Raw genomic sequence first — 12,690 nt, 5'->3', positions numbered from 1 at the left:
CGACCTGTCGGCCCACGCCCGTTGGGAACGGCGTACGCGGCCGGCGGCGCGGCGGGACGCACCGGACGGGAACATCAGGACGCCGGGTGACGCGGCGCGGTGGTCGTTCACGGCCATGGCGCCCGCCGGTCACGGCGGTGAACACGAAGCAGGGCCCCGGCCTTCGGCCGGAGGCCCTGCTCGCGGCGCCGCGCGGGATCAGAACACGCCGTTGCCCCAGGTGGCGGCTCCCGCCAGCGAGATGACGGCGATGAGTGTGTCGATGGCGCCCAGGACGAGGGCGACCAGTGCCGGGACCGAGCGGTTGGCTCCCGCCCAACTGCGGCCCATCGCCAGCCAGCCGCAGACGACCGCCACCGGGCCGAGGACGATACCCAGTACGAAGAAGCCGGCGATCGCGCAGACGACTCCGACGATCCCGAGCGTCGCGCTGTCCGGCCTTCCCCCAGCCTCGAATCCGCTCGGCCGGGGGGACCCCCACCTTGACCACGTCCGGCCACGTGAACGGGGGTGTGCGCGCGTACCGTGTCCGAAGCCCGTCATCATCAACTCCTCGAACCCTGTGTCCGGTTGGGGTTCTGTCGGGGTTCCTGTATGCGGGTACCCCGGTTACGGAGAACATGCCTGGCGCGCCTCGACGGACGCCCGCACCGCGTCCGCTGCCTGCGCGCTGCCCCCCTCCAGCAGCGCGCCGCAGACGGTCGTCCTCCGTCCCCTGCGCAGGACGTGACCCACTGTGACCTGCGGCGCGCTCCCGGGCGAGCCGTCCTGCGCAGCGTCACCCTGATGGGCGAACCGCGGCCGGCGGAGCCAGAAGCGCGCCGACCGGGCGCGTCAGATGTGGCCGACGCCCGCGCCCGCCTCCGCGTTCTGCCCACGCTTGGTGAGCAGCGCGACCAGCACGGCGACGGCGGCGACCCCGGCGGCCACCAGGGAAGCGAGGCTCATCCCGGAGATGAACGTGTCGTGCGCGACGGAGGTGATCTTCGCGGCGACCGCTTCCGGCACGCCCTTCGGCACCGGTGCCACGCCGACCTGGACGGCCTCGGAGGCCTGGTCGGCCTGAGCGCCCGTGAGTGGCGGGAGACCCGCGGCCTTCCAGTTGCCCGCCAGGTCGTTGTCGACCTTGGAGGCCATCACGGCGCCCAGCACGGCCGTGCCGAGACTGCCGCCGATCTGCATGGCGGCCTGCTGGAGACCGCCGGCCACACCGGACAGCTCCATCGGCGCGTTGCCGACGATGACCTCGGTGGCACCGACCATGACCGGGGCCAGGCCGAGGCCGAGCAGGGCGAACCAGAGCGACATGGCCGCGCTGCCGGTGTCCGTCTCCAGGGTGGACATGCCGTACATGGCGACGGCGGTGACCAGCATGCCGCCGGCCAGCGGGACACGCGGGCCGAGCTTGGTGATCAGGGCGCCGGCGAGCGGAGAGCCGACGATCATCATGCCGGTGAGCGGCAGCAGGTGGAGACCGGCGTCGATCGGGCTCATCCCGTGGACGTTCTGGAGGTAGAAGGTGACGAAGAACAGGCCGCCCATGAACGCGATGGCCATCAGAACCATCAGGACGACGCCCGCGGACAGCGGGAGGGAGCGGAACATCCCGAGCGGGATCAGCGGCTCCTTCACCTTCGTCTCCCAGAAGGCGAACAGCGCGAAGCCGAGCGCGGACGCGGCGATGAACGTCCACGTCCGGCCGTCGCCCCAGCCCCAGGTCGGCGCCTTGATCAGGGCCCAGACCAGGCAGAACATCGCTCCGGAGAGCAGCACGATGCCGGGGATGTCGAAGGAGCGCGGGGCGTTCTCGGCGCGGTGGTCGAGCAGGATGATCAGCCCGAGGATCAGGGCGAGGGCGCCGACGGGCACGTTGATGAAGAACACCGACTGCCAGTTGACGTGCTCGACGAGGACGCCGCCGAGAATCGGCCCGCCCGCGGTGGAGGCACCGATGACCATGCCCCAGATGCCGATGGCCATGTTGAGCTTCTCGGCCGGGAAGGTGGCCCGCAGCAGCCCCAGCGCGGCGGGCATCAGCAGCGCGCCGAACAGGCCCTGGAAGACGCGGAAGGTCACGACCATCGCGATGCTGTGCGACAGGCCGATGGCTCCTGACGCGGCGGCGAAGCCGGTCACGCCGATCAGGAAGGTCTGCCGGTGCCCGAAGCGGTCACCGAGCTTGCCCGCGGTGATCAAGGAGACCGCGAGCGCCAGGAAGTAGCCGTTGGTGATCCACTGCACGTCGGCGAAGCTGGCGTGCAGGTCCTTCTGGATGGCCGGGTTGGCGATGGCCACGATGGTGCCGTCCAGGGCCACCATCATCACGCCCACGGCGACGGTGATCAGGGTGAACCACGGGTGCCCGCGCAGACCCTGGGGCGGCGCGGGATCCGACGGGGCCGACGACTTGTCCCCCGGCCCTGTCGATTCGATGGTCTGACTAGTCATACCTTGGAGGCTAATGTCAGCTACTGACAAAAGACAAACGGATTCACAAGTCGGTAACTGACATGCAGCACCCCTATAGTCTGAACAGGGGAAACAGACCACCGGGAGGGCCGAAGACGTTGATGGAGACGGTGGGTGCCGCCGAGGCGGCGCCACGTCCGGGGCTGCGCGAACGCAAGAAGCGGCGCACCCGGGACGCACTGCTGCGGGCCGCGCTGGAACTGTTCACCACCCGCGGGTACGAGCAGACGACGGTCGACGACATCGTCGAGGCCGTGGACGTCTCGCAGCGCACCTTCTTCCGCTACTTCCCCGGCAAGGAGGAGGCCGCCTTCGCCGTGCAGGACATGGTGGAGGAGCAGTTCCTGGAGTCCCTGCGCGCCCGCCCGCCCCACGAGGCCCCGCTGGAGGCCCTGCGCCGGGCGGTGCTGGACAACTGGGACAGGATCGGCGAGGCCATCATGAGCACCGTCCCGCTCGAACTGCACCTGCGCATGTTCCAGGCGATCGAGTCGACGCCCGCCCTGCTCGCCGCGCATCTGCGCCGCTCGGTGGAGACCGAGGAGCAACTGGCGCGCCTGCTCGCCGCGCGCGAGGGTCTCGACGTGGACAGCGACCCTCGTCCGCGCCTGCTGGCGGCCGCGTTCGGCGCGGTGATGCGGGTGACAGGGCGTCAGTGGAGCACGAGCGAGGACCTCAGCCTGGCGGGGATCCGGGCGCTCACGGCCGCGTACCTCGACCAGATGGGACCGGCCCTGGCCGGGAACTGGCGCGCCACCGGACCCGCCCGCGGCGCCGGTTGAGCGACGGCCGCTCGCCCGGCCGGCGCGAAGACGCCGCAGGGCCGGCACGGGGGGCGGCACGGGGGACGTCCACGGCCGGCGAACTGCCGCACGGACAGCCGATCTTGAACACGTGTGCGGGGAGCGGAGGGACTGAGGCCCCCGTCATGCCCCTCAAAACGTGATCCCCGTCACTCGGTTAACGCGAGACCGGCTCGTTCTCCTAGTGTGTCCTCCCAGTGACTTCCTTCGACACCTCCCCGCAGCTCAACGTCTGGCGCGCGCTGCTCGCCCTGGCCGTGGTCTTCGTGATGCTGGCGACCACCGGTTGGACCGTCGTGCGCGGCCACCGCGGGTCCACCGCCCTCCAGGCGTCCCTGTCCGCGTGGGAGCACGGTCGGCTGCACGGGCACCGGCTGCCGGACCCCGACGCGGCCCCCGCCCTGCTGACGCGTTTCTTCGCCTCGCTCGGCGCCCAGGACCGCGCCCGGCTCGCCCGCCGCTACCCGCTGGCGGTCGGCAACATGAACGGCGCACCCGTCCGGCTGCGTTACCTGGCCAACCGCATCGCGCTCGGCCACGCACGCAAGGTCGAGCTCAGGCGCATGCACGACAGCCGGCTCACCCCGGTCGGGCAGCAGGAGGCGGGCCGCCGTATGCACCACTTCACGGCGCTGATGGCCAAAGGCCGCCACATCCTCGCCTTCGACCCCGAGGGCTCCGGCCGGGTCGCGGAGGTCTTCGGCGACCTGCCGAGGGCCGAGCGGGTCTCGGTCGTGGTCCCCGGTGTGGACACCGACCTGTTCACCTTCCGCAAGACCTCGCGTCCGTACTCGGCGCCGTACGGCATGGCCAAGTCGCTGTACACCGCCGAGCGCACCGCGTCCCGCTCCACGCGCACGGCCGTGATCGCCTGGGCCGACTACACCGCGCCCAGCGGGCTCGGCGTGGACGCGGCCACCGCGATGCGGGCCGAGGACGGCGCCCTGCGGCTGAACAAGATGCTCGGCGGGCTGCCCGGCCGCTCGCCCGTGGCGCTGTTCTGCCACAGCTACGGCTCCGTGGTCTGCGGGCTGGCGGCGCGCGAACTGCCGGGCCGGGTGACCGACATAGCGGTCGCCGCGAGCCCCGGCATGCGGGTACGGAACGCCTCCCACCTGCACACCGACGCGCATGTGTGGGCGATGCGGGACGCCACCGACTGGATCCGGGACGTGCCGTACATGGAGCTCGGGGGTCTCGGCCACGGAGCCGACCCGGTCTCCGACGCGTTCGGGGCGCGGGTGCTGTCGGCCCGGGAAGCCAAGGGCCACGCCGGCTACTTCGAGCCGGGCACCGACAGCCTGATCAACTTCGCCGAGATCGGCGTCGGCTCGTACGAGTCGGTGCGGTGCGCCCATGACAACAACGGATGCCGGGCGGATTTGTCCGCCACGACGACGGCCGGACGCGCGTAGAGACAGCAGGAAGTGCGGTCTGCGCGAGGAGGGACGCAGAAGCTCGTGCCGCCTACGATGAGCCGCATGGGTGACGTACTGACCGGATTTCACGCTGCCTGGGAGTTCGAGTCCGATTCCGTGCTCATCCGCTACGAACGGGGGATACGGACACCGAAGCTCTTCCAGGCACTCGGCGAGCGCCGGGTGCCCCTCGCCGCGCTCGCGGGGGTGACGCTCGCTCCGGGCCGGCGCGGGACCGTGGTCCTGCGCGCCGAGCCCCGTCCGGGTGCCGATCCGCTGATGGACGCGGCCGAGGGACAGCTCAAGGAGGGCTACGACCCCTATCGGCTGGTGCTGCCCGCCGAACGGGAGACCCTCGCCGAGTACTACGCCGACGAACTGCGCACCCGGATCACCGACACCGGCCCCACCGACCGCCACCTGGTGGCCCCGCCGCCGGCGCCGCTGCATTTCAAGGCCTACGACGGCAAGGCGTCCTTCGACGGCACGGCGGTGCGGTTCCGATGGTCGTGGACCGGGGCGTCCTCGGCGAAGTGGAAGGCCGGCGACCAGAGCTTCCCGGTCGGCGAACTGAGCGGGGTGGAGTGGCGCTCGCCGGAGGTCTTCGACGGGCACCTGCGACTGCTGCCACGGACCACGGACGTCACGCAGGGCACCGCCGAGCGCACCGTGCGGCAGGCCCAGCGCCCGCAGCCGGACCAGGACCCGGCCACGGTCGTGTTCGGCCTCGGCTACGGCCCGGTGCACGAGTCGCTGCCGTTCGCCGCGGCGGTACTGGCCGCGGTGCGCGCGGCGGGACCGGCGACGCCCGTGCCCGTACCGGCCCCGCGCCGCGACCCCGCCGACATCGCCGACCGCATCCGCCACCTCGGCGAACTCCACCAGGCGGGACTGGTGACGGACGAGGAGTTCAGCGTGAAGAAGGCGGAGCTCCTGGCGGAGCTGTGACGGGCGGCGCCCGGAAGATCCGCACCGGGGCCGCACCCGTCCGGCGGACGGACAGCTCGCCTCCCCCTATTCCCGGCCCGCCGACGCGAACGACATGTCCCGGTACCTGGTACCCGCCACCTGCCCCGCGATCGGCTCCAGCCGCGTCAGCTCCTCCCCCGTCAGCACGATCCCCGTCGCCGCCGCGTTCTCCTCCACCCGGCCCGGCCTGCGCGTGCCCGGGATCGGCACGACCGGCAGGCCGTGGACGGACGCCCGCTGCTGCACCCACGCCAGCGCGACCTGTGCCATGGAGACGCCGTGCGCCTCGGCGACGGAGCGGACCGGCTCCAGCAGCGCCGCGTTCGCCGTGGCGTTCTCCCCCTGGAAGCGCGGCATCGTACGGCGGAAGTCGTCCTCGGTCAGCTCCTTCTCGGCCTGGACGAAGCCGCCCGTGAGGAAGCCCCGCCCGAGCGGTGAGTAGGGCACCAGCGCCACGCCCAGCTCGCGTGCGGCCGGCACCACCTTCGCCTCGATGTCCCGGCTGAACAGCGACCACTCCGACTGCACGGCGGCGATCGGGTGCACGGCCTGCGCGGCCCGCAGCTCCTCGCCGGTGACCTCGCTCAGGCCCAGGTGCTTGACCTTGCCCTCGCGCACCAGCTCGGCCATCGTCCCGACGGTCTCCTCGATGGGCACGTGCACGTCCCGCCGGTGCATGTAGTACAGGTCGATCACGTCGACGCCCAGGCGCTCCAGGCTCGCCTCGACGGCCTGCCGGATGTAGGGCGGGTCGTTGCGGATGATCCGCTCGGCCGGGTCGTCCGGCGGGATCGACAGGGCGAACTTCGTGGCGATCACGACCTCGTCCCGGTGCGCCCGGAAGAAGGGCGAGAGGAACCTCTCGTTCTCCCCCGCGCCGTAGGCGTCCGCCGTGTCGTAGAGCGTCACGCCCAGTTCCAGGGCCCGCTCCAGCGTGGCGCGGGACGCCTCGGTGTCCGTGGGGCCGTAGGCGAAGCTCATGCCCATGCAGCCCAGGCCCTGGACGCCCACCTCCGGTCCGCCCTCGCCGAGCCGTACGGTCGGGATCCTGGTGTCGGTCATCGAGTGCCGTTCCTCTCGGTCTCGAAGCGGTGTCCGGCCTGCGCGTAGAAGTCGATCTTGCGGTCCAGGACCGCGAGCGTGTCGCGGAGCTCGGCGATGCGGGCGAGGACGTCCCGACGGGTCGCCTCCAGCAGCTCGTACCGCTCGCCGTACGTGCTCTCGCCGGCGCGCACCAGTTCCGCGTACCGGACCATGTCGGCGACCGGCATGCCGGTCAGCCGGAGCTTGCCGACGAGGTCGAGCCAGTCCAGGTCGCGGTTGGTGTAGCGGCGCTGGCCGGTGTGCGAGCGGTCGACGTGGGCCATCAGGCCGATGCGCTCGTACCAGCGGAGCGTGTGGGCCGTGAGCCCGGTGAAGGCGACGACCTCGCTGATCGTGTACTGGTCCTGCCCGTCGGGACGCGGGTGGCGCCGGGGCGGGGCGGAGCAGATGTCGGTGCGGGTGGGAGCCTGCGAGGTCTCCTCGGTGGTCACGGCCGTGGTCTGCATCACCGTCATGACCTCCACGCTATGACGTTGGAGTGCACTCCAGGCAAGCCGGACCGGACGCGGCGGCCGAAAAGCGCGGGACACGACGCGGGCCCGCTGGTTAGCGTGCCGGGCATGAGTCTCGTACGACGTGCCGAGCCGGCCGACGCGGAGGAAGTGCTGCGCCTGCGCCAGGTCATGATCGACTCGATGTCCGGAGCCGACCGGTCCACCGACTGGCACACCGAGTCCCTGCCCACCCTGCGTGCGAAGCTCGCCGAACCCGGCGGGACCTTCGCGGCCTTCGTCGTCGACCACCCCGAGCGGCCGGGAGCCCTGGCCGCGCTGGTGGCGGGCACGATCGACTACCGGATCGGGCGGGCGGGCAACCCGCTCGGCGCGGTCGGCTACGTCTTCAGCGTCGCCACCGACCCGGACGCCCGCCGCCGCGGGTACGCGCGTGCCTGCATGGACACGCTTTTGAAGTGGTTCCGCGAGCGCGGCGCCGACCGGGTGCAGCTCACCACGTCCGCCGAGGGGGCGCCGCTGTACGCCTCGCTCGGCTTCCGGCCGAAGCCCGACCCGTTGCTGGAGCTGTGGCTGTGAGCGCTTAGGCTCGACGCATGTCGTTGAACAGCCTGGCGTCGATCGAGAACTGGCCGGTCTCCGCCGCCGCGGCGGGCGTGGTCCGCGCGGACGGCACGGTGGTGGGCACCCACGGCCCGGCCGACCGTCGTTTCCCGCTCGCCTCGGTGACCAAGCCCCTGGCGGCCTACGCGGTGCTGGTGGCGTACGAGGAAGGCGCGATCGACCTGGACGAGCCGGCCGGCCCACCCGGCGCGACCGTCCGCCACCTGCTCGCCCACACCTCGGGCCTGGCCTTCGACGAGCACCGGGTGACGGCCCCGCCCGGGGAGCGCCGCCTGTACTCGAACGCCGGCTTCGAACAGCTGGGCGACCATGTCTCGAAGGCCACGGACATCCCGTTCTCCGACTATCTGCGCCAGGCGGTCCTGGAGCCCTTGGGCATGACCGGGACGACCCTGGAGGGTTCCCCGGCGAAGGACGGCGTCTCCACGGTCGCGGACCTCCTCCGCTTCGCCGCCGAGGTCCAGGCCCCGCGCCTGCTCGATGCCCGCACGGTGGCCGAGGCGATGACGGTCCAGTACCCGGGCACGAAGGGTGTCCTGCCGGGCTACGGCCACCAGAACCCCAACGACTGGGGACTCGGCTTCGAGATCCGCGACTCCAAGTCCCCCCACTGGACGGGCGCTTCCTCCTCCCCCCGCACCTTCGGCCACTTCGGTCAGTCGGGCACGTTCCTGTGGATCGACCCGGACGCGGGACTGGCCTGCGCGGCCCTGGCGGACCGGGCCTTCGGCCCCTGGGCGGTCGAGGCCTGGCCGCCCTTCACGGACGGGGTGCTGGCGGAACTCCGCTGACGCCGCCGAACGTGCCCGAGACGGCCGTCGTACGGCCGGTCAATCGGCGTCGAGGCCGTCGACCAGCCGGTTGAGAAAGCGGGCGAAGGTGGCCTCGGGGGTGAGGCGACGTCCGGGCGAGGCGAGGGCCTCGGCGAGTTCCGGGTGCCGGCCGTCGGCGGCGACGGCGGCGACGGCGGCGAGGTAACGGGCTTCGGCAGCGCTGCGTTCGGTGGACCGTGCGGCCGCGGCCTGGGCGATCTCATGACCAACGTGCCCGGCCACGAAGGCGGTGAGCTGGGCGAAGATCTCCAGTCTCGCCCCGCCGTCCAGCCCGCTGGGCCGCAGCGCGGCCAGGGCCCGCTCCAGGAGAAGGCCGGCGTGTTGGGGCCGGGGCGACGGCGGGTGGCCAGGGCGGCGGGCAGCCAGGGGTGGCGCAGCATGTGGGCGCGCTGCATGCGGGCGATGGCCTTCAGGTCGGCCCGCCAGTCGCCGCTGGGCGGGTCCGTCGCCGTCAGCTCGCCGCTGACGTGATCCACCATCAGCTCCAGCAGCGTCTCCTTTCCGTGACGACGTCCTGACGTTCACCGGTCCGCCGCTGACCGAGCCCGTCGACATCCTGGGCCCGGTCTCCGCGCACCTGACCGTCTCCACGGACACCGGTCACGCCGATGTCTTCACCCGCCTGTGCGACGTGGACCCGCAAGGCCGCTCCGTCAACATCTGCGACGGACTGGGCCGGCTCCGGACGACCGGAGAAACACCCTCGCGGATCGCCGTGCCGATGAGCCACACCGCCCATCGCTTCCCCGCCGGCCATCGCATCCGCCGGCAGATCAGCGGCGGCGCGCACCCGCGCTAAGCCCGCGGCTCCGGCACCGGACGGCCTCCGGCGGACGCCACCGCCTTCACCCCCGTGCGCATCACACTCCACACGGACTCGGCGTTGCTCCTCCCCAGCGGCTCCCCGATCGGCACGGCTCCGCGCTGACGACAGCTCCGTGCCGGTCCGATCCGGCCGGTCCGGGCCTCCCCGCCCGGCTGGATCTCACGCTCGCCGGGCGCCCATCTCCCAGACCAGCAGCTCCGCCCGCGTCACCGACACCGCCTCCAGATCCCCGCCCGCGTCCGTGATCCGGGCCGCGTCCCCGGGGCCCAACCGGTCCCCGTCCAGCACCACTTCGCCCCGTACGACATGGACGTACACGTACGGCGCCTCGGGAACCGCCATGCGTTCGCCCGCCCCCAGCCGCCGTACGTGGAGCATGGCGCCGGCCTCCGGGACGGCGTACGGGGTGGAGTCGGCGATGCCGTGGACGATCTCGTAGAACGGGTCGCCGCCGGGCTCGAGGGGGGCCAGCCACATCTGGACGAAGGTCAGGGGGACGGCCGCGTCGTTGCGTTCGACGTGGCGTACCCCGCCCGCCGCGCTCAGGCGCTGGACGTCGCCGGGGCGGATCAGCGTCTCGTGGCCGGTGGAGTCGCGGTGGGTCAGTTCGCCGGTCACCACCCAGGTGACGATCTCCGTGTGGCTGTGCGGATGCTCGTCGAAGCCCGCGCCGGGGGCCAGGTGCTCCTCGTTGCAGGCGATCAGGGCACCGAAGCGGAGGTTGTCCGGGTCGTAGTGGGGGCCGAAGGAGAAGGCGTGACGGGTGGTGATGCCCGCCGCCGGGTCGCCGCCCTGGTAGCGCTCTGCCGCGCGCCGTACGTCCGTCGTCACGGAGACCACCGTAGCCCCGACCGTGAAACCGGCCCCTGCCACCGGTCCGGAAACCCGGTCGTGGGGCCCCGACGACCTGACCTCCTACCCGGCGGCACGCACTGACGTCCGGATAAGGCAGTCTTGTCCCCGTGCCCGAACCCGAATCCCGTCACGCCGACACCCCAGCGCGCCCCGCTCATCCGCATGCCGCGACCCTGAGACGGCTGGAGCAGTCCTCCGGGTCCCTCGCCGCGCAGGCGATCGCACGGATGGACGAGTCGCTGCCGTGGTACCGGGCCATGCCCCCGGAGAACCGTTCCTGGATCGGGCTGGTGGCCCAGGCCGGTATCGCCGCGTTCACCGAGTGGTTCCGGCACCCGGACGCCCCGCAGGCGATCTCGACGGACGTGTTCGGGACGGCTCCGCGAGAGCTGACGCGGGCCATCACGCTGCGGCAGACCGTGGAGATGGTGCGGACCACGATCGAGGTCATGGAGTCCGCCATCGACGAGGTGGCGGCGCCGGGGGACGAGGCCGTGCTGCGCGAGGCCCTGCTCGTCTACGCCCGGGAGATCGCCTTCGCCACCGCCCAGGTCTACGCCCAGGCCGCCGAGGCACGCGGTGCCTGGGACGCCCGGCTGGAGTCGCTCGTCGTCAACGCCGTGCTCAGCGGGGAGGCCGACGAGGGCGCCGTGTCACGGGCCGCCGCCCTCGGATGGAACTCGCCCGAGCATGTGTGCGTGGTGCTCGGGACCGCGCCCGACGGGGACTCCGAGCTGACCGTGGAGGCGATCAGGCGGGCCGCGCGGCACGCCAAACTCCAGGTGCTCACCGGGGTTCTCGGGGAGCGGCTGGTGGTGATCGCGGGCGGCAGCGACAACCCGCTGGCCGTGGCGAAGTCGCTGATCGGGCCGTTCGCCGCCGGGCCGGTCGTGGCCGGTTGCGTCGTGCCCGACCTGCTCGCCGCGACCCGGTCCGCGCAGGCCGCCGCGGCCGGGCTGAAAGCCTGTTTCGCCTGGCAGGACGCGCCGCGCCCGGTGCTCGCCGACGATCTGCTGCCGGAGCGCGCCATCGCCGGTGACCCCAGCGCCCGGGAGCAGTTGGTAGAGGAGATCTACAGACCGCTGGAGGAGGCCGGGTCCGCGCTCCTGGAGACCTTGAGTGTCTACCTGGAGCAGGCGAGCAGCCTGGAAGGCGCCGCCCGGATGCTCTTCGTTCACCCGAACACCGTGCGCTACCGGCTCCGACGTGTGACAGACGTCACCGGGTGGTCGCCGTCCGATGTACGATCCGCGTTCACACTGAGGATCGCCTTGATCCTGGGGCGTCTGGCCGAGGGAGATCCCCAGACCTAGGCTTTTGTCGAGGGCCCACAAAACCCCTCCGTGTTCTTCGTCCCTGTCCCCACGGGCGGCTCCGGCCGTCCCCAAGAGAGAGTGTGAGAGTGCTCGTACTCGTCGCTCCCGGCCAAGGCGCCCAGACGCCCGGCTTCCTGACCCCCTGGCTCGAACTGCCCGGGGCAGCCGACCGTGTCACCACCTGGTCGGACGCCCTCGGACTGGACCTCGTCCACTACGGAACGCAGGCCGACGCGGACGCGATCCGCGACACCGCCGTGGCCCAGCCGCTGCTCGTCGCCGCCGGGCTTCTGTCGGCCGCGGCACTCGGTGACATGGCACCGGATGCCGTCGCCGGACACAGCGTCGGTGAGATCACCGCCGCCGCCTTCGCGGGCGTCCTGAACGACACGGCCGCGCTGACGCTGGTGCGCAAGCGGGGCCTGGCGATGGCCGAGGCCGCCGCCGTCACCGAGACGGGCATGTCGGCGCTGCTCGGCGGCGACCCGGAGGTGTCCGTCCAGCACCTGGAGAAGCTGGGCCTGACCCCGGCCAACGTCAACGGCGCGGGCCAGATCGTGGCCGCGGGCACCATGGAGCAGCTCGCCGCGCTGAACGAGGACAAGCCCGAGGGCGTGCGCAAGGTGGTGCCGCTGAAGGTGGCCGGCGCCTTCCACACCCACCACATGGCCCCCGCGGTCGCGAAGCTGGCCGAGGCCGCCAAGGCGCTCGAGCCCACCGACCCGAAGGTGACCTACGTCTCCAACAAGGACGGCCGGGCGGTGCCGAGCGGCACCGAGGTCGTCGAGCGGCTGGTCGGCCAGGTCGCCAACCCGGTCCGCTGGGACCTGTGCATGGAGACCTTCAAGGAGCTCGGCGCCACCGCGCTGATCGAGGTGTGCCCCGGCGGCACGCTCACCGGTCTGGCCAAGCGGGCGTTGCCGGGCGTGAAGACGCTGGCCCTGAAGACCCCCGACGACCTCGACGCGGCGCGCGCGCTCATCGCCGAGCACACGAACGCCTGACGCCCAAAGGAGCCGAT

General features: G+C 72.2%; 12 protein-coding genes and 2 pseudogenes. 8 read left to right on the top strand and 6 right to left on the bottom strand.

The window, feature by feature from the left end; genetic code table 11:
- Positions 1-198: 198 nt before the first annotated feature.
- Positions 199-546 carry a small hydrophobic protein gene (locus ACWDUZ_RS07400; protein WP_451630833.1) on the bottom strand — a complete coding sequence of 116 codons (348 nt, stop codon included), beginning with the start codon at positions 544-546 and terminating at the stop codon, positions 199-201.
- Between the two features lie 288 nt (positions 547-834).
- Positions 835-2,448, bottom strand: coding sequence for an MFS transporter (locus ACWDUZ_RS07395; RefSeq protein WP_451630832.1), 1,614 nt, complete (start codon positions 2,446-2,448; stop codon positions 835-837).
- A gap of 122 nt (positions 2,449-2,570) precedes the next feature.
- Here ACWDUZ_RS07395 and ACWDUZ_RS07390 point away from each other — a divergent pair, with 122 nt between their 5' ends.
- The 3 genes from ACWDUZ_RS07390 to ACWDUZ_RS07380 all read left to right on the top strand — a co-directional run bounded on the left by ACWDUZ_RS07390 (position 2,571) and on the right by ACWDUZ_RS07380 (position 5,638).
- A complete protein-coding gene (locus ACWDUZ_RS07390; RefSeq protein WP_451630831.1) occupies positions 2,571-3,251 on the top strand; it encodes a TetR family transcriptional regulator in 681 nt (226 codons plus the stop codon).
- Between the two features lie 218 nt (positions 3,252-3,469).
- Complete coding sequence (locus ACWDUZ_RS07385; RefSeq protein WP_451630830.1) at positions 3,470-4,687, top strand: alpha/beta hydrolase; 1,218 nt, start codon at positions 3,470-3,472, stop codon at positions 4,685-4,687.
- Between the two features lie 66 nt (positions 4,688-4,753).
- Positions 4,754-5,638: a DUF4429 domain-containing protein gene (locus tag ACWDUZ_RS07380; protein ID WP_451630829.1), complete on the top strand. Its 885-nt coding sequence runs from the start codon at positions 4,754-4,756 to the stop codon at positions 5,636-5,638.
- A gap of 66 nt (positions 5,639-5,704) precedes the next feature.
- Here the strand turns inward: ACWDUZ_RS07380 and ACWDUZ_RS07375 are convergent, their stop codons facing one another.
- Both ACWDUZ_RS07375 and ACWDUZ_RS07370 read right to left on the bottom strand, forming a co-directional pair.
- On the bottom strand, positions 5,705-6,721 hold the full coding sequence (locus ACWDUZ_RS07375) for an aldo/keto reductase (RefSeq protein WP_451630828.1): 1,017 nt from the start codon (positions 6,719-6,721) through the stop codon (positions 5,705-5,707).
- The gene (locus ACWDUZ_RS07370) at positions 6,718-7,218 is read right to left on the bottom strand and encodes a MerR family transcriptional regulator (RefSeq protein WP_451630827.1); all 501 of its coding nucleotides are present in this window, start codon (positions 7,216-7,218) and stop codon (positions 6,718-6,720) included. Before ACWDUZ_RS07370 ends, ACWDUZ_RS07375 begins: the two co-directional genes overlap by 4 nt.
- A gap of 105 nt (positions 7,219-7,323) precedes the next feature.
- On the opposite strand from ACWDUZ_RS07370, the gene ACWDUZ_RS07365 reads away from it, so the two are divergent.
- Both ACWDUZ_RS07365 and ACWDUZ_RS07360 read left to right on the top strand, forming a co-directional pair.
- Positions 7,324-7,794, top strand: coding sequence for a GNAT family N-acetyltransferase (locus ACWDUZ_RS07365; RefSeq protein WP_451630826.1), 471 nt, complete (start codon positions 7,324-7,326; stop codon positions 7,792-7,794).
- Between the two features lie 17 nt (positions 7,795-7,811).
- The gene (locus tag ACWDUZ_RS07360; protein WP_451630825.1) at positions 7,812-8,630 is read left to right on the top strand and encodes a serine hydrolase domain-containing protein; all 819 of its coding nucleotides are present in this window, start codon (positions 7,812-7,814) and stop codon (positions 8,628-8,630) included.
- A gap of 39 nt (positions 8,631-8,669) precedes the next feature.
- Here the strand turns inward: ACWDUZ_RS07360 and ACWDUZ_RS07355 are convergent.
- A pseudogene (locus tag ACWDUZ_RS07355) lies at positions 8,670-9,172 on the bottom strand (TetR/AcrR family transcriptional regulator C-terminal domain-containing protein); the annotation flags it as partial.
- A 2-nt stretch (positions 9,173-9,174) separates the two neighbouring features.
- Between ACWDUZ_RS07355 and ACWDUZ_RS07350 the strand changes: the two are divergent.
- A pseudogene (locus ACWDUZ_RS07350) lies at positions 9,175-9,600 on the top strand (CocE/NonD family hydrolase); the annotation flags it as partial.
- Between the two features lie 57 nt (positions 9,601-9,657).
- On the opposite strand, the gene ACWDUZ_RS07345 reads toward ACWDUZ_RS07350, so the two are convergent.
- Positions 9,658-10,329: a pirin family protein gene (locus tag ACWDUZ_RS07345; protein ID WP_451630824.1), complete on the bottom strand. Its 672-nt coding sequence runs from the start codon at positions 10,327-10,329 to the stop codon at positions 9,658-9,660.
- 131 nt (positions 10,330-10,460) lie between these two features.
- On the opposite strand from ACWDUZ_RS07345, the gene fasR reads away from it, so the two are divergent.
- Complete coding sequence (gene fasR / locus ACWDUZ_RS07340; RefSeq protein ID WP_451630823.1) at positions 10,461-11,666, top strand: fatty acid biosynthesis transcriptional regulator FasR; 1,206 nt, start codon at positions 10,461-10,463, stop codon at positions 11,664-11,666.
- Positions 11,667-11,755: 89 nt separating this feature from the next.
- Positions 11,756-12,673 carry an ACP S-malonyltransferase gene (locus ACWDUZ_RS07335; RefSeq protein ID WP_451630822.1) on the top strand — a complete coding sequence of 306 codons (918 nt, stop codon included), beginning with the start codon at positions 11,756-11,758 and terminating at the stop codon, positions 12,671-12,673.
- The last annotated feature ends 17 nt before the right edge of the window (positions 12,674-12,690 follow it).

It is taken from the genome of Streptomyces sp. NPDC003393 (assembly GCF_053589015.1).
Note: the sequence above shows the minus strand (reverse complement) of the source record. Positions and strands in the feature narration are given on the sequence as shown.